We start from the raw sequence: 16746 nt of genomic DNA, 5'->3' as shown, positions 1-16746 counted from the left end.
AAAATGATCAATTTAAAACTGACTGTAGCTTCATTTTGTCTGATAACATCAGCATTTTCTGCGCAGGTAAAAGATACTTTAGCCGAAAAAATGATGGTGTATCAGCTTCCGAACGGCGGTTGGGGAAAACATAACAGCGATAAAAAAAATGTAGACTACACAAAAAAGATAGATGCGAAACTTTTAAAAATAATCAAAGCCAACGATAATGATCTTGCGACGATTGACAACAATGCGACTTCGAAGGAGATTAATGGTTTGGTAAAAGCTTACGGTACTACAAAAAATCCGGCATACCTGAAATCTGCTGAAAAAGGAATTGAGTATTTGCTGTCGATGCAGTATGAAAACGGTGGATTTCCGCAGTATTTTCCAAACTCGGCGATTTACAGAAAGCAGGTGACGTACAATGATAATGCGATGATCAACGCCTTAACTATTTTGTACAATGTTGCTGAAGGAAAAGAGGGTTTTGATGCGGTAGGTCAAAAATTAAAAGAAAAATCAAAAATTGCCGTTCAGAAAGGGCTTGACTGTATTCTAAAAACTCAGGTCATGCAAAACGGAAAACTTTCCATCTGGGCAGACCAGTACAACGAAGTGACTTTAGTTCCTGAAAAAGCGAGAGCTTTTGAACCGATGTCTCTTGCGACAGGTGAATCAGTCGGAATTTTGAAATTTCTAATGATGCAACCCGTAACTCCGGAAATTGAAAAATCAATCCGTTTCGCCATTCAGTGGTTTGATGAAAGCAGAATCAAAGATTACACGTATCAGGTTTCAAGAGAAGGCGAGAAAGCAATCCGTACTTTAAGCAAGAAAGAAGGATCATCGGTTTGGGCAAGATTTTATGACATTCCAACAAACAAACCTGTTTTCGGTGACCGTGACGGAAGTGTAAAATTCAATTACGAAGAGGTTTCCGAAGAGCGTAGAATGGGCTACAGCTGGTACAATGAAGCGGGAACAAAACTCATTGAGAACGATTTCCCGAAGTGGCTGAAGAAAAACAAAATTTCGAAATAATTAAAGAAACCTCACAGGTTTTGAAAACCTATGAGGTTTAATATAAAATTGAAGGTGTGATATAACAAAAATCCTGAAGCATAATTGTTTCAGGATTTTTTTTGTAATAGTGTCCCTAAGATTTGGATGAATAAAAAAGTAGTTTTGTTTCCCACACTTGTTTTGTGACTAAAGGAAAATTTATTTTATTTCCCACACTTTGTTTGAGATTAAATAAAAAGTTATTTTGTTCCCCAGACTTGTTTTAAGACTAAAGTAAAAGTTATTTTGTTTCCCTCGATCTGTTGGAGATAAAATAAAAAATCATTTAGTTTCTGCAGTTTGCATTGAAAAAAATTAAAAGATCATAGATTCGTGCATTCGTGGCAAAACTACTTCACTTCAAAACTATAAACTCCGCCTTTTTCAGTTTTAAAATCAAACGTTTCCGTTTCCGGAACTGCAAAACCTTTCAGCTCTGCTTTAGCCGATTTTAAAGGCGTTTTAATCACATCCACCTGATAATATTCGTTGGAATTTGATTCTTTTGCTGAGGTTAAATTTGTTTTGGATTTTAAATTTAAACCTTTTTCCACTCTGATTCTTGCATTTCCACCCAAAGCCGATTTTACAACCAGTTTCGTCAGCTTGGAATTTTTCCAGTCCATATCGATTTCAAAACCGCCTCTTGCTTTCAGACCTTTCACAGAGCCGTTTGGCAATGCGTCGGGAAGTGCGGGCAACAGGTAAATGTATCCATCATAACTTTGCAACAGCATTTCAGCAATTCCCGAAGTACAGCCAAAATTTCCATCAATCTGAAACGGCGGATGTGCATCCAGAAGATTCGGATAAGTTCCTCCCGACTGGCCTTTTGTTTCGAGTGGAGCAGGAGTTAACTGGTCTGAAATGAGTTTAAAAGCACGGTTTCCATCCAGCAATCTTGCCCACCAGTTCACTTTCCAGCCCATCGACCAGCCTGTGGATTTATCGCCTCTGAAAATCATTGAATTTTTTGCGGCTTCCGTTAAATCAGGATTTCTGAAAGGCGAAATCTGTCCCGAAGGAAATAAACCGTACAGATGCGAAATATGTCTGTGTTTATCATCAGTTTTGTCCATATCGGTGAGCCATTCCTGCAGCTGAGCGTGTTGCCCAATCTGCATTGGAGGAAGTTTTGACAAAGCCGATTTCACTTCATCGGAAAGATTTTTATCCTTATCTAAAATTTTTGAAGCATTAATAAAATTATTAAACACATCAAAAACCAACTGATTATCCATCGTGGTTCCCGCGGTAATGCTTACATTTTTAAAATATTTGTTTTCTGGTGACATCGATGGCGACACCACGAGATATTTTTTGGAAGGATCCTGTTGAAGAACATCCAGATAAAACAAAGCGCAACCTTTTAAAGCTTCATAATTTTTCTTTAGAAATTCTTTGTCTCCGGTGTATAAATAATGATTCCAAACGTGCTGCGTCAGCCATGCTCCACCCATCGGCCACATCCCGTAGAAACCGCCGTCAACGATTCCTGTGATTCGCCACAAATCGGTGTTGTGATGCATGTTCCAGCCGCGTGCTTTATACATTTCCTTGGCAGATTCCTGTCCGGTCACCGAGAGATCCTGAATCATATCAAACAAAGGCTCGTGCATTTCGCTGAGGTTGGTATTTTCTGCTGGCCAGTAATTCATTTCGGTATTGATGTTCACCGTGTATTTGCTGTCCCAGGCCGGATTCAGCTGATAATTCCAGATTCCCTGAAGATTGGCAGGCTGAGTTCCCTGTTGTGACGAAGAAATCAAAAGATAACGTCCAAACTGGAAATACAAAGCCACCAAATCCGGTTCCTGCGAATTTCCGAACTCTTTAATTCTGATGTCCGTTGGTTTCTTCGCCTGATCGGTTGTTCCTAAATCTAAACTGACACGCTTGAAATATTTCTGATATTTCGCAACGTGAGCTTTTAATTCATCATTGTATTTTTTGCTTAAAGCTTTATTTAAATATTCCGAAATTCTTGTATCGGGATTTCCGGAAAGGTCATTGTACTTTTTAAAATTCGTAGCAATGGAAACATAAATTATGACTTCATCGGCATTTACAATTTCAAGTTTGTCTTTTGTTGAGGTTAGTTTTCCGCCTTTTAAAACAGGAAAAGCAACAGTTTTAAATTTAATTTTTCCGGCTTTATTGTCTACAGAACCGCTTGTTCCGTTGATTACCAATTGGTTTTTCTCTGTAAAAATTGAATTGATGAGATGTGGAGTAGAAGCGTTGATATTGAAATTTAAACTTCCTTTTTTGCTGGAAGTCAACTTAATCATAATCACGTTATCGGCAAAAGAAGAGAATATTTCACGCTTGAAAGTCACGCCGTTTACTTCATAAGAAACCGTGCTGATTGCTTTATCAATATCTAAAGTACGGTTGTAATTCTTAAAATTGTCATGACCTTTAAAATCCAGAAACAAATCACCCATCGTCTGGTACGGCATTCCGTAGTTCAAATCTTTTGGAGCCTGTCTCGGATAGGTTTTGTTGGTTAAATCCTGTGCTTTTTCAAACTGACCTTCATTGATCAAACGACGGACTTTCTGAATGCTGTCAAACGTATTTTTCGGAACATTATTCCCCGGCTCGCCTGCCCAAATTGTTTCTTCATTCAGCTGAAGATGTTCCTGAATCGCGCCCCCAAAAACCATGGCTCCCAATCTTCCGTTTCCGATGGGTAAAGCTTCGTTCCAGTTTTCCGCGGGTTTATTATAGGTTAATTTTAAATTTTGTTGCGCAAATGCCGAAACCGAAATAACCGTTCCGCAAGCCAGTAAAAAAATTTTATGTTGAATGATTTTTAGCATTTTATTATTTTGATGATGTGATTTATTTTATGTTTTTAAACGCAAAGATTTTGTTTTAGTGGGCATTATTTTAAGGAGCAAAAAATAATCAATAAATTGATTTTAAGCTTATGTATAATTTCTTTTAATTAAAATGAAAAAGTTTTGCAAAGAATATGTTTCAAGCTTCATCAGCGATCTATCGCAACCTTTGCACCTTAAATTCAAAATGTTTAAAATAAATCTTTGCGTTTATAATACTTCTACATTGATTACTCATTACCCATCACTTATTACCCATATTCCCCAGCCAGTCTGCACAAACTTTTTTCCAGTTATCCGTCAGCACAGTTTTGTTGGAAATCCCGATGTTGTGTTCGCCTTCGGGGAAAATAAACATCGCACCTTTCACTTTATTTTTAATCATCGATTCGTAGTATAAAATAGAGTTGATGACAGGCACGGCATTGTCGTTTTGAGCATGAAACAGAATCGTTGGAGGCGTTTTCTCTGTCACACGGTTCTGCATAGAGTATTCTTTAATTATTTCTGCTGAAGCATTCAATCCCAACAAATTGTCGCGACTTCCTTTATGTGCAAATTCACCTAAATCGATAACGGGAGAAACTAAAATAGCAAAATTTGGTACTGTGGAAATTGTTGCCCAATCACCTTTCAATTCTGTATAATCGGTTGAAATATTGCTTGCCATTGCAGCTAAATGACCACCTGCGGAAGTTCCCAAAACTCCTATTTGGTCGGGAGAAATTCCATATTGAGCGGCATTTTTTCTGATTAATTTGATCGCAGCCTGAATATCCTGTAAAGGCCCGATTTCTCTTTGTTTTAAATCCGGAGAAGTTGGTAATCTATAATTTAAAACAAATGCTGAAATGCCTAAAGTGTTCAGCCATTTTGCATAGGAATATCCGCCTAAATCGTAAGTTAAATGTCTGTAACCACCGCCAGGAATGACGATGATGGCCATCTTTTTTCGTTCTTCTTTTGCAGGGAGAAAGGCAAACAGTTCAGCCTCCTGAATCTGGGTAATTCTGCCTTCTTTTTCTTCCACAATGCTTAATTTTAAACCTTTGGAATTGGGCATTGTACCTTTTTCCCAAACTGCAATTTTCTGTTGAGCTGAAATTTGAATTCCAATAAAAATGCTGAATGTAAGGATGAAGTTTTTCATTGGTAAAATTTATTTAAATCTGAATTACTGACACTTTTTTAGTTAATGAAAAATTTGTTTTGATGACAAACCCGCAGCCCGACTTGAACGGAGCTCTTTTTGCGAGGAGGAACGACGAGCAAAAAAGCGGGAGTGGAAGGCGGAATAGCTGCCCAAACAAACTCTTCACAAATCAATTTTTAAATTACTCATTACCCATCACTTATTACCCATACTAAAAAGCCAGTCTGCACACAGTTTTTTCCAGTTTTCGTTCATCGGATCTTTATCAGTCACAAAAAAACGGTGCCCACCTTTCGGAAAAATAAACATAGCACCTTTCAGTTTATTTTTTGTCATTGCCTTGAAATACAAAATACTGTTCATCGGCGGAACGGCAGTATCATCCTGATTGTGAAATAAAATTGTGGGTGGCGTCTTTTCTGTTACTCTATTTTGCATCGAAAATTCTGCAATTTTATCTGAAGAAGCGTTTTCTCCGAGCAGACTTTCCCGACTTCCTTTATGGGCAAATTCCCCAAAGTCGATGACCGGACAAAAAAGAACCGCAAAATTCGGGATGGTGGAAATGGTTGACCAATCGCCTTTTAATTCGGTATAATCTTTAGAAATATTGCTTGCCATTGTCGCCAGATGTCCACCTGCTGAAGTTCCCACAACGCCTACCTGATCGGCAGAAATTCCCCATTGGTCTGCATTTTTTCTGATGTATTTTATGGAAGCCTGAATGTCCTGCAACGGAGCAATTTCTCTCCGAATTAAATCGGTTGAGGTAGGCAATCTGTAGTTTAAAACAAATGAGGAAATTCCCAAAGTGTTCATCCATTTTGCAATCTGAAAGGCACCTTCATCGTAAGTCAGCTTGGAATAACCGCCGCCAGGAATGATGATGACCGACTTTTGGTTTCTCTCTTTTTCGGGAGGAAGAAAAGCAAAAAGTGCGGGTTCTTTCAGTTCTGCAAGGATTTTCTTTTTCTTGGTTTTTGAAGCCAGAATTTTAGAATTGGGCATTTCGCCTTTTGGCCAAAACGATATTTTTTCCTGAGCTGAAAACTGAGTGAAAAACAAAATAATGGTTAAAAAAAATACTTTTTTCATTGGTGTTAAAATAAGAAACTTCATAGGTTTTCGAAACCTATGAGATTTGATTTTATAAAATTTAATCTTTCAGAAAATCTTCTCTAAACGGTGTGAAAGCATCAATCAGTTTTCCTGCTTCCAAACATTTTACACCGTGGAAAATATTAGGCTGGGCAAAGAAACCGTCGCCTTTTTGTAAAATTTTGGTTTCGCCGTCGACGGTTACTTCAAACTTTCCTTCGGCAACGTAGGTGATTTGCGAATGAAAATGTTGGTGCAATGTTCCAATCGCATCTTTCTCAAATTGAACGATGACCATCATGACCTGAGAATTGTATCCTACAAATTGTCTGGAAACACCGTTTCCTAAATCTTCCCATTCGGAATTGCCGTCGAAAAAAGGTTCTTTTTTGAAATTCATTTTTTATTTTTTTAATCAATGTTATTCTCGCTTTGTCATGCTGTAAGCATCTAAACTTCGAAAAGCAAGCATATATCCTTTGACTTCTTCGAGCCTAAAGGTTTCAGGATGACAAACTAAGAGGAAACTTTCCCTCGCAGATTTTCCAGATTGAACAGATCATTTTTGTATCAAATCTGTGAAAATCTGTGCAATCTGTGGGAGATTTACTTAATATATTTTTCCAAACCTGTTTTCAAATCTTTCAAAGATTTTACTGCAAGTTTAGCAACAGTTTCGGCACCTAATCTTGATAAGTGTGTGTCATCTGCTTTCTCTTTATCGTAATACGGATTTTCTCCAGCCTTAAAATGCAGATGCAGTAATTTCGATTTTTCCGGACCTGCTGCAATTTCCATTTGTTCGGTCAATAACTGCATATCGACGAAAGCAACTTTCATGTCATTTGCCACCATTCTTACTACCAAAGGATAATCGGTATGGGTGTCGATGAGAACTCCGTTTTCGTTAAAATTTCTTCTGGCAATCGAGGTCATCAGAATGGGTGTTGCACCTTTTGCTCTGGTCTCATTTACATATCTTTCCAGATTGGCTCTGTACTGTGTGTGTGGATTGGTGAATTTCGTTGAATCTTTCAGTTTCTGATCATTGTGGCCGAACTGGATGATTACAAAATCACCTTTTTTCAATTGTTTTTCAACCTTGTCCCATCTTCCTTCTGTTCTGAAACTTTTTGAACTTCGTCCGTTCATCGCATGATTTTGAAGCTCGATATTTGGAGTTAAAAACTGTCCCAACACCTGTCCCCAACCGTGTTCCGGATTTTTTTCGGGATTGTCTTTGTTAGACATTGTAGAATCGCCAATAAGGAATAAAGTCGGTTTCTTTTGAGCAAATGTGAATGTTGAAATTACAATGCTTAGAATTAAAAGTATTTTTTTCATTTTAATTTTTTATTTAATGTGGAAAATTTTAAACCGCAAAAGAATCAAAAGAAATAATTAAAAAAAAAGAATTTCAAAAGTTTACAAAATGTAAAAGTTCCATTTTGCAGACTTTTGATTATCTATCATTCTCGAACGTCTTTTGTTTCTTTTGCGGTAAATAACTTTTCATTGTATGGTTTTATTTTTTCTGAAAATGCTTCGACAAGCTCAGCATGACAGCGCTAATACTAGCAGTTATATTTAAATAGCTTTGAGATTACACATTACCAATTACTTATTACCCATATTCGGTTTCCAGTCTCCGAAAATATTTTTGATGCTGTATTTTTTTGCTTCTTTTTTTGTCAGCTGATGTGACCAAGCTACACGGTTTTCAATTTTTCCGCCTTCACCTTTGCTGTTGTATTCTGCGTAATAAGCGGTTTTGTCTTTATCGGGGAACATTTTGTCGCCTTTCCACGGGTTCCAGCCTTCGGGAAGGATGTGGCTGCCCATTTCGGTGTTGATGAAAACGGTTCTTGCATACGGTCTCCAAGGTCTGCCTAAAAATACTTTGTCGATACCCTCTTTTGCAATTAATTTACAGTCAAAAAAGACATAACCAAATTCTTTGCTTTTGTCTGTTGATGCCGCTGTAATGTAAGAATTGGCCAAACTTTTTATCGTACAGTTTTTGAAAACTACCGTTGCCGAACCAAAAATAAAGTCGGTTGTTCCTTCAATAAAGCAGTTTTCATAGTATTGTCTGCTGTGATTTCCGCAGGTATAAACTGTGTCCTGACATCCCAGAATATTAGAATTTTTGACGATAAAACGGTCACCTTCCACATGAAGTGCAACAGCCTGTCCCTGATTGCATGAAGAATTTTTTATGGTGAGGTTTGAAATTTTCACATCATCAGACATTACCAAAAGCGTGTACGAGTTGAAGGTCGTCATTTTCTGGTTTAAAGGATCCATTTTGCCTGAATAATCATCGTTGGTGATGATTGTGTTTTCTTTACTCTCACCCTGTAAAGTGATTTTATGTTTTGAGGATGGAATAACGATCTTCTCGTGATACGTTCCTGCTTTAATTTTAACCAAAGCTTCAGCGGGCCCGAAATCTCTGATGGATGTAATGGCCTGTTGAATGGATTTGAACTGGCCGCTGCCGTCCTGCGCCACGGTTACGGTGATGTAAGGATTGCTTTGAGCCAATACAAAATTGGTTGCTGAAATGATGAGAATTAAAAGTAGTTTTTTCATAAAAATTATTTGATTTAATGTTCTTTTGTCTTAAAACAAAAGAACCAAAAATTCAAGGCTGGATTTTTCCACTAAAAATTTAAAATAAATCCTAAAATTCCCAAAACTCGTGCGGATTGAAAATTTCATTTGTTAAGATGATTTTTGCCGCACTCAAACAGTGGGAATTTCTTAACGGCTTTATTTTAAATTTTCTTAACGTTCCAAACTCCTAAGCCGATTTAAGGTTGCACTTAGCCTAAACCTTAACCTAAATTTACTTCAACGTTTTATCTAAAAAATCCACTGTTAAATTCAAAGTTTCTGTGAACCAAGGTTCAGCAGACCAGAAGGAGTGCGGTGTGTCTTTGATTTCGTGATATTCTGTGAAAGTTCCGTAGCTTTTTAATTTTTTCATCATGTCATCCCGTCCTGCATGGAAGCGGGGTTGAGAAGAATTGATGAACAGGGTAGGAGCTGTGTTTTTGTCAACGTATTCCAATGGGGAAGCTTCTTTCCAGTTTTTTAGATTGACATTTCTGTCGCCACCCAACCAAAATGCTGCATAAGTGCTTTCCTCAGCTTCGGGATGGATGAAGGAAACAATTCCGTCTACATTTACGATAGCTTTGATTTTATTTTTTTGCTGAACTCCAACCAAAGTGGCGATTTGAGCTCCTGCAGATTCACCTAAAACAGCAATCTTTTTGGTATCCACAGCATATTTTTTTCTGTTTTTCTTTAAATATTCAATCGCATTGTTGACATCATCTATTGCAGCAGGATATTTTGCGACTTCACTTAAACGATAACCGACAGCTATAGCAACATAACCTTTGGAAGCCAATTCCTGAGCCATGTACTTCTCATTTTCCTTGCTCCCCGAAATCCAGCCGCCACCGTGAACCAGTGCGATTGCCGGATGTTTTTTGGATTGATCTTTGGGATAATAAATATCGGCTTTCAGAGAAATTCCTTTGACGTTGGAATATTCTACATCTTTTTCAACAATAATATTATCCGGAACAGGTCTGTTCAGCGGAGTGATGAACGGATGTTTTTTCTTTAGTTTTTCATAAGTTGCTTCGTTTGTGTAAGGAGTAGCATTCGGCTTTGTCTGACCGAATGCTGTTGCTCCTACAAAAAAAACAAAAAGAAAATATAGTTTGTAAAAACTCATTTTTAAATTAATTTTTAACCACAAATCGCCAGATTCGACGAAGTCAAAAGTCACAAAAGATTCTTGCAGTTTTTAAGTTTAAAACTTTGAAAATACAAGTTCAAAAAAGTTTTGATCTAACCACAAAAGTTTTTTGACACATTAGTTAACTTAAAGTTTACAAGTTTGAGAATATTTTAGAACACATAAGTTGAAAATTAAAATTTTTCCCGTGCACTAAATTATCAATCTTAAATCTTAGATCTTAAATTTTGAATCTTGAATGGTGAATCCCGCATCTCAAATCTCAAACGTCAAATCTCAAATTACTTCACTGCATTCTTCGCAATCTCTTTCGAAATGCTCAGTTGCTCACCTTTTACATCTTTCGGAAGTTTTACCGATGTGGTTTTTGCTCCCAGAACTTTGATGGTTGGTTTTTGATCTGATTCCAGTTTTAAAGTGGAAAGGTCAATATTTTTACTGTTTAAAATCGTTGTACCGGTTCCTTCAGAGTATTTTAATTTTACATTCTTCAGCTGAATTCCGTCTGCGTCAACGATGGTTAGACCTTTTTTAGTTTCAAACTGAGAATCTTCAATCACGATATTTTTAAGATTCATTTCTGCCAGACCGAATAAAGTAATCGCTTCATCAGAATTGGTTGCAGTGATATTTTTAAAGTAGATATTTCTGAAAACAGGCGTTTCTTCAGTCACCGGATATGTTTTTTCCGGAGCTTTGTTTCCTTCCGCTTTTTGTCCGTCTTCCAAAACCGGAGAAGCACCTTCGTAGAACATATTGAAACCAATTGTCTGCGTTGGAATGTTGATCATGTCGATGTTTTTGATATAAATATTTTCAACTACACCACCTCTTCCACGGGTAGTTTTGAAACGGAGACCAATATCCGTCCCGATGAAAGTACAGTCTGAAACGTGCATATTTCTTGCTCCACCAGACATTTCACTTCCGATTACGAATCCTCCGTGACCGTGGTACACCATATTATTTTTGATGATGACGTTTTCAGTCGGCATTCCTCTTTTTCTTCCGTCTTCATTTTTCCCTGATTTAATGCAGATCGCATCATCACCAACGTCAAAAGTATTATCGTAGATCAGAACATTTTTGCATGATTCCAAATCTACACCGTCACCGTTTTGAGAATACCAAGGGTTTCTAACGGTTAGATTTCTTAAAATTAAATTGGAAGTCATCAATGGATGAAGGTTCCATGCCGGAGAATTCTGGAAAGTCGGTCCGTCCAAAAGAACCTGATCACAACCAACGATGCTCACCATTACTGGACGAAGGAAATCTTTCACAGATTCCAGTTCAGATTTGTTGATTTTATCGGGAACGTTGAAGCTTGAACTGCCTTCAAATCCTTTTTTATAGCTTTCTGAAGGGTACCAGGTTTTTCCATCTTTGGAAACAATTCCGCCTGAAGCAACGAATTTTTTCCATTCCACTTCAGATAATTTTGATTTTTTTACGGCTCTCCAAGCGTCGCCACTTCCGTCGATTACTCCTTTTCCGGTAATGGCAACGTTTTTAGCATTTCTTGCAGAAATTGGGGATTGGCAACGGATGGTATTTAAACCTTCAAAACTTACGTCTACCAAAGGATAATCGCTTTTGTCTGTGCTGAAAATAATCATGGCACCGTCTTCCACATGAAGGTTGATGTTGCTTTGTAAAACGATGGGTCCGGTCAACCAAAGCCCTCTCGGTACAACCAGTTTACCGCCACCTTTTTTTACCAAAGCGTCGATTGCTTTTTTGAAAGCTTCTGTGTTTTTTACACTTCCGCCCGCAACACCTCCAAAATCCTTGATCGATACGGTATTTGCTGCGAAAGAAGTTTCCACAACCTTTGGCATTTTAAACTCAATGCCTTTGTAAATATCTGTATTTTGAGCGTAGAATTGTCCCGAAAACATCATTGCCGCGACAAGACCTATTATTTTTATTGATTTCTTCATTATATATATTCTTATTTATTTTTCTGTTGATGATTGTGTTTAAACCTAACGTGTTCGAAAACCCGTTTGATTTGGTATTTTATTTTTTGTTTCCCAACGATTTCAGCGACTTTCAAAAATTTTATTGAAATTTAAATTTCAATTGATGTGCAATCATCTGTGAAAATCTATGAAATCTGTGTGAAATATTTAATTTTTTGTTACTCTAAAATATTCAAAATCTGCGTAGCCACCGCGGTTTGCCTTCTGTGTGCTTACGGAATATAGTCCCACTTTGGCACCAATCCATTTTCCGGGTTTTGCCTGAAACGGTTCACCTGCTTTGATGAAATTTTTACCGTTTTCGCTGTAACTGAACGTGCAAATTCCGTTCGGTTCGCTGACGTTGACTTTAAAATAAGCTTCGTTTCCTTTTAATTTTGTTTCAAATAAAACTTTTTCTTCGCCGCCTTTTTCAGACTTTTCCGCTTTTCTCAACTGAACATAATATCCGTCAGTTTTATTGGTGATGACAATCGATGCGTGATCCATTCCCATGACCAAAAGTCCGGCAGTTTTTCCTTCTTTTGCATCTTCGGGAGTTAATTTAACTTTCGTGGAAGCTACAAAATTCGGAGCGGGAAATTTTTGAGTCAAAAGATTAGGAACGTTCCAAAGGTTTTTATCGTTTTCAGCCATTTTCATGGAGAATAATCTCAGGAATTTTTGTCCGGGAAGTTTGGAAGACCAAACGATGTTTTCGTTGGCACTCCATTGCCACTGCAAACCTAATTTTTCACCATCAAATTCATCTGTTTCAGCTGGAGTTACGACAGGATAAGTTTTCCCGACGTTTGGTTTTTTATAAGTAAGTACCGGCTCGCCAATACCATTTTTATCGTTGTCGATCCCCATTACAGGCCAGTCTTTTTCCCATTTCATTGGTTGCAAATGCACGATTCTTCCTCCTGCATCCACATCCTGGAAATGATAAAACCAATCTTCTCCCGAAGGCGTATCCACCCACGCTCCCTGATGCGGACCGTTGATTTTTGTTTTTCCCTGCTCGAGAACAATTTTTTCTTCGTAAGGACCGTAAATATTTTTTGATCTTAAAACCAATTGCCAACCTGTAGCCACACCTCCCGCCGGAGCAAAAATATAGTAGTAACCGTTTCTTTTGTACATTTTTGGACCTTCAACGGTAGGATGTGCATCGTGACCATCGAAAATATGAACTCCTTTATCCAAAACTTTTGTTCCATCAGGATTCATCTTATTTAATGACAAAATACTTTTCACTCCGGCTCGGCTTCCTGCCCAACCGTGAACCAAATAGGCCTGTCCGTCCTCGTCCCAGAATGGACAAGAATCGATCAAGCCTTTTCCTTCCATTACCATAACTGGTTCGTCCCATTTTCCAAGCGGATCTTTGGTTTTTACCATATAAATTCCGAAATCAGGATCGCCCCAGTAAATGTAAAATTCACCTTTGTGGAAACGGATTGCGGGAGCCCAAACGGCGTCACCTCTTCTTGGAACGGAGAAATGTTCTTTAGGCAAAACATCCTGAATAGCGTAGTTCACCAATTTCCAGTTGACCATATCTTTTGAATGCAAGATCGGCAATCCAGGAGCTTCGTTGAAACTTGAAGCAGTCATATAATAATCATCACCAACACGAGTAACGTCCGGATCTGAGTAATCTGCGTACAAAATTGGGTTTCTGTAATTTTTACCCTGATCGGCAGTCCAGACTTCTGAAACGTATGGTTTTTCCTGTGCATTCAGATAAGAAGATGCAACGGAAAATGCGGTGATCGAAAGTATATTAAAAATTTTGTTTGTCATAAAATCAGATTTTTGATCTGTTTAGATTTTTAATCCCGAAATTTTGGGACAAAGATTTTTTTAAAGTTGCTCTGCATATTTTTAGTTCGCAAAAGCGTTCTGCTTAGCAAAGGCTTTATGTTTTAAAATAATATTTTAACCATTAAGTTTTTATTAAGAAGTTTAGAAAAATTAAGCTGAGCTTCGCTTTAAGCAAGTAGCTTAATAAAATCTCAGATTTTAGCCTTAATAAATCTTAATTTCTTAAATCTCCTTAATGGTTTAATGGTTTTAAAAATTATTTTTCAAATTCCAAACTCGCCAAAATAAATGGTCCTGTTCCTTTTCCGTCATTCGAACGGATTTCTTCATTTACGTAATATTCGTAAGAACCGTCTCTGTAAGGTTTTCCTCCCAAACCGGCAACAGCACAACATTTATTTAGATTCACTACACCGTTTTCATCAACTGTAATTAAATTTTTGATGATTCCGTCATAGCCTTTTTTTGCTGCAGCTTTATAAGATTTTGGCAGGTAACCTTTGTTCACAGATTTAATCATCGTGTAAACAAACATCGCTGAAGCCGTTGCTTCTTCATAATTTTTGTTCGCCAAAGGCTTATCTAAAACCTGATACCAAAGTCCTGATTTTTTATCCTGATATTTGATAACTGCGTCAGAATAGGATTTGATGTAAGAAATAATTCTCGCTCTTCCCGGATGGTCTTTCGGTAAATAATCCAAAACGTCTACCATCGCCATTCCGTACCAACCCATGGCTCTTCCCCAGAAATTTGGAGAAAGTCCGGTTTCTTTATTTGCCCAAGCTTCTTTTTTACTTTCATCCCAAGCATGATACAATAAACCAGTTTTTTTATCTAAAAGATTTTTTTGAACCGAATCGAACTGGAAAACAATATCGTCATACGCTTTTGTAGCATCTGCTCCTTTCACGAAATCTTTTGTGTAGTGCGTATAAAAAGGCATTCCCATATACAAACCATCTAACCAGACTTGGTAAGGATAGATTTTTTTGTGCCAGAAAGAACCTTCATTTGTTCTCGGTTGCCCGTCAATTTGCAAGCGTAAAGTTTGAAGAGCTTTTAGATATTTTTCATTTTTCTCTTTTTCGTAAAGATAAAGTAATACGTTTCCGCTATTCAAAAGGTCGATATTGTATTTTGAAAGGTCATAAGTAAGAATCGTTCCATCTTCTTGAATCAAATCTTTACCAAAATTGCTTATGTAATCGTAATATTCTTTTTTACCTGTTTTAATGTAAAGCTGCTCTGCACCATCTAAAACAATTGCTGAAGGATACGTCCATTTTGGGCTTTTGCTGAAATCAAGCATCCATGCTTCAGGGAAACGCTGCATTTCTGAAAGCATCATTCTTTCAGACCATTTCAGATTTGTAGGAACTACTTTTCCTGATTGAGATGCTACTTTTGAAGGCTTTGAAACTGCTGCAGTTTTAGTCTGTGCACAAGCCAGAAACATTCCCGAACCTAGAGCGGCGAATGCCCAAACTTTAATTTTATGATTAATGAAATTCATTTTATATATAGTTTTAAAGTTGATTTTTCTGTTTTTAAATTTAATTTTAGTAAAAATACTATTATTGTTTTTTAGTAATATCCTGCACAATACTGTGAGTATAAACCTCTATGTTGTCGTAGTTTTTATCTAAATCTCTTCCGTTTGCGTCGTATTTATTAGGATTGAGATGATGTTTGATTTCCCATTCATCGGGCATTCCGTCGTTGTCTGAATCCAAAGGGATTTTTCCCATTTTTAAATTTGGAAAACCGCCTACATCATTTTGAGAATCGATGATTCCGTTTTTGCTTCCTAGAGAGCCTTCGTAAGTGAAATTTCCGTTTTTTACATCTTTCAAAACTCGTAAATCTACAGCATCTCTCACCAAACTTGCCCCACCAATTTGTAAGATTTTTTCATAAGCTTCTTTGGCTGTATGTTTTCTTACATTGTTCTGAATATCGTGAGGCTGATTAATTTTAATTGAATTTTTATCAGCTTCCGTTAAATTATAAGCAGGTTTCATTTGATTGAAAACTCCGAAGTTCCAGTTATCTTCTGTTACTTCAGGACTTCCTTCAACCACGTTTCCGCTGATATAATACTTTCCCCAAATATTGTAAACTTCAGTTGTTGGTTTTTCGTTTTTATCAATAGCCACAATTCTTTTCTTTGTCAATGTTGCAGGACCGGGTTTGTAGTATGAATTAACGATGTTTACATTCATTCCTTCGCCGCCGTAAACGTTATTATGTCCCCAATTGTACACGACATTGTTTCGCATATCCGTCAAATCGGTCAACGCAAATTTACTTCCTGCATATTCTCCCAATCTAGGATTTCTGCTGTCGTGATTTGCGTAAATATTATGATGGAAAGATGCGAATTTTCCACCTGCAATTCCACCATAACCATGAGCTCCTTTTTGATGGGCAGAATTTCTTAAACTTTCTGCAATCACACACCATTGAAGCGTTGTATTTTCATTCACATAGATAGAAACCGTTTCGTCGGTAGACCAACTCATCGAACAGTGATCGACTATCAGATTTTTGATGAATCTTGCGCCTAAAGCGTCACCTTCCACTTTTTTCTGATCTCCCATTCTGAACCTCATGTAACGGATAATCACATTATCTGCTGCTACGAAAGTTTCGTAGTTTGCCACTGTGATTCCATCTCCGGGAGCGGTTTGTCCGGCAATTGTCACATCGCCTTCTTTTATTCTTAAAGGAGATTCCAAATAAATGGTTCCTGCTGTTTTAAAAACAATATATCTCGCTCCTTTTTGTTCCAAAACATATCTTAAAGTTCCTTCTGAGCCGTCGTCCGTCAATTTGGTGACAAATAAAACTTTTCCGCCTCTTCCTCCCGTTGTGAATCTTCCGAAACCTTCTGCTCCGGGAAAACTGATTGTTTTTCCTGAAATCACGGTTTCGTTTTCACTTAAAACTTTAGACTGAGAAGTACAGTTTTGTAAAGTGAAAATTCCGAGTATTGAAGCTGCAAAAAAAGTATTTTTCATAATCCGA

Annotated in this window: 12 protein-coding genes; 1 reads left to right on the top strand and 11 read right to left on the bottom strand. The window is 37.4% G+C overall.

Going from position 1 to position 16746, the window contains the following annotated elements; genetic code table 11:
* The first annotated feature begins 3 nt into the window (after window positions 1-3).
* Window positions 4-1026 carry a pectate lyase gene (gene pelA, locus OF897_RS10155; protein WP_267265574.1) on the top strand — a complete coding sequence of 341 codons (1023 nt, stop codon included), beginning with the start codon at window positions 4-6 and terminating at the stop codon, window positions 1024-1026.
* Between the two features lie 371 nt (window positions 1027-1397).
* Here pelA and OF897_RS10150 read toward each other — a convergent pair whose 3' ends face one another.
* From OF897_RS10150 to OF897_RS10100, 11 genes are all read right to left on the bottom strand, one after another.
* A complete protein-coding gene (locus tag OF897_RS10150) occupies window positions 1398-3872 on the bottom strand; it encodes a glycoside hydrolase family 95 protein (protein ID WP_267265573.1) in 2475 nt (824 codons plus the stop codon).
* 265 nt (window positions 3873-4137) lie between these two features.
* Window positions 4138-5043, bottom strand: coding sequence for an alpha/beta hydrolase (locus OF897_RS10145; RefSeq protein WP_267265572.1), 906 nt, complete (start codon window positions 5041-5043; stop codon window positions 4138-4140).
* A gap of 198 nt (window positions 5044-5241) precedes the next feature.
* Window positions 5242-6141 (bottom strand): alpha/beta hydrolase, encoded by a 900-nt coding sequence (locus OF897_RS10140; protein ID WP_267265571.1) that lies wholly within the window; start codon window positions 6139-6141, stop codon window positions 5242-5244.
* 61 nt (window positions 6142-6202) lie between these two features.
* Window positions 6203-6544, bottom strand: coding sequence for a cupin domain-containing protein (locus tag OF897_RS10135; RefSeq protein WP_267265570.1), 342 nt, complete (start codon window positions 6542-6544; stop codon window positions 6203-6205).
* A 206-nt stretch (window positions 6545-6750) separates the two neighbouring features.
* Window positions 6751-7488: a rhamnogalacturonan acetylesterase gene (locus OF897_RS10130; protein ID WP_267265569.1), complete on the bottom strand. Its 738-nt coding sequence runs from the start codon at window positions 7486-7488 to the stop codon at window positions 6751-6753.
* A 273-nt stretch (window positions 7489-7761) separates the two neighbouring features.
* A complete protein-coding gene (locus OF897_RS10125; protein ID WP_267265568.1) occupies window positions 7762-8739 on the bottom strand; it encodes a pectinesterase family protein in 978 nt (325 codons plus the stop codon).
* Between the two features lie 256 nt (window positions 8740-8995).
* Entirely contained in the window at window positions 8996-9898 is a 903-nt protein-coding gene (locus OF897_RS10120; RefSeq protein ID WP_267265567.1) for an alpha/beta hydrolase, read from the bottom strand.
* A 305-nt stretch (window positions 9899-10203) separates the two neighbouring features.
* A complete protein-coding gene (locus tag OF897_RS10115) occupies window positions 10204-11865 on the bottom strand; it encodes a glycoside hydrolase family 28 protein (protein ID WP_267265566.1) in 1662 nt (553 codons plus the stop codon).
* Window positions 11866-12054: 189 nt separating this feature from the next.
* Window positions 12055-13695, bottom strand: a complete 1641-nt coding sequence (locus OF897_RS10110; protein ID WP_267265565.1) for a glycoside hydrolase family 43 protein — start codon at window positions 13693-13695, stop codon at window positions 12055-12057.
* Window positions 13696-13972: 277 nt separating this feature from the next.
* Complete coding sequence (locus tag OF897_RS10105) at window positions 13973-15232, bottom strand: glycoside hydrolase family 88/105 protein (RefSeq protein ID WP_267265564.1); 1260 nt, start codon at window positions 15230-15232, stop codon at window positions 13973-13975.
* Between the two features lie 61 nt (window positions 15233-15293).
* Window positions 15294-16739 (bottom strand): pectate lyase, encoded by a 1446-nt coding sequence (locus OF897_RS10100; protein WP_267265563.1) that lies wholly within the window; start codon window positions 16737-16739, stop codon window positions 15294-15296.
* Window positions 16740-16746: the final 7 nt, after the last annotated feature.

Origin of the sequence: Chryseobacterium formosum (assembly GCF_026460885.1) — a bacterium.
In the GTDB taxonomy this organism is placed as follows: Bacteria; Bacteroidota; Bacteroidia; order Flavobacteriales; family Weeksellaceae; genus Chryseobacterium; species Chryseobacterium formosus.
Note: the sequence above shows the minus strand (reverse complement) of the source record. Positions and strands in the feature narration are given on the sequence as shown.

Excerpts from the sequence above, each read along its gene's own strand:
- pelA (WP_267265574.1), top strand. The coding sequence starts at position 4 with ATGATCAATTTAAAACTGACTGTAGCTTCATTTTGTCTGATAACATCA.
- OF897_RS10150 (WP_267265573.1), bottom strand. The coding sequence starts at position 3,872 with ATGCTAAAAATCATTCAACATAAAATTTTTTTACTGGCTTGCGGAACG.
- OF897_RS10145 (WP_267265572.1), bottom strand. The coding sequence starts at position 5,043 with ATGAAAAACTTCATCCTTACATTCAGCATTTTTATTGGAATTCAAATT.
- OF897_RS10140 (WP_267265571.1), bottom strand. The coding sequence starts at position 6,141 with ATGAAAAAAGTATTTTTTTTAACCATTATTTTGTTTTTCACTCAGTTT.
- OF897_RS10135 (WP_267265570.1), bottom strand. The coding sequence starts at position 6,544 with ATGAATTTCAAAAAAGAACCTTTTTTCGACGGCAATTCCGAATGGGAA.
- OF897_RS10130 (WP_267265569.1), bottom strand. The coding sequence starts at position 7,488 with ATGAAAAAAATACTTTTAATTCTAAGCATTGTAATTTCAACATTCACA.
- OF897_RS10125 (WP_267265568.1), bottom strand. The coding sequence starts at position 8,739 with ATGAAAAAACTACTTTTAATTCTCATCATTTCAGCAACCAATTTTGTA.
- OF897_RS10120 (WP_267265567.1), bottom strand. The coding sequence starts at position 9,898 with ATGAGTTTTTACAAACTATATTTTCTTTTTGTTTTTTTTGTAGGAGCA.
- OF897_RS10115 (WP_267265566.1), bottom strand. The coding sequence starts at position 11,865 with ATGAAGAAATCAATAAAAATAATAGGTCTTGTCGCGGCAATGATGTTT.
- OF897_RS10110 (WP_267265565.1), bottom strand. The coding sequence starts at position 13,695 with ATGACAAACAAAATTTTTAATATACTTTCGATCACCGCATTTTCCGTT.
- OF897_RS10105 (WP_267265564.1), bottom strand. The coding sequence starts at position 15,232 with ATGAATTTCATTAATCATAAAATTAAAGTTTGGGCATTCGCCGCTCTA.
- OF897_RS10100 (WP_267265563.1), bottom strand. The coding sequence starts at position 16,739 with ATGAAAAATACTTTTTTTGCAGCTTCAATACTCGGAATTTTCACTTTA.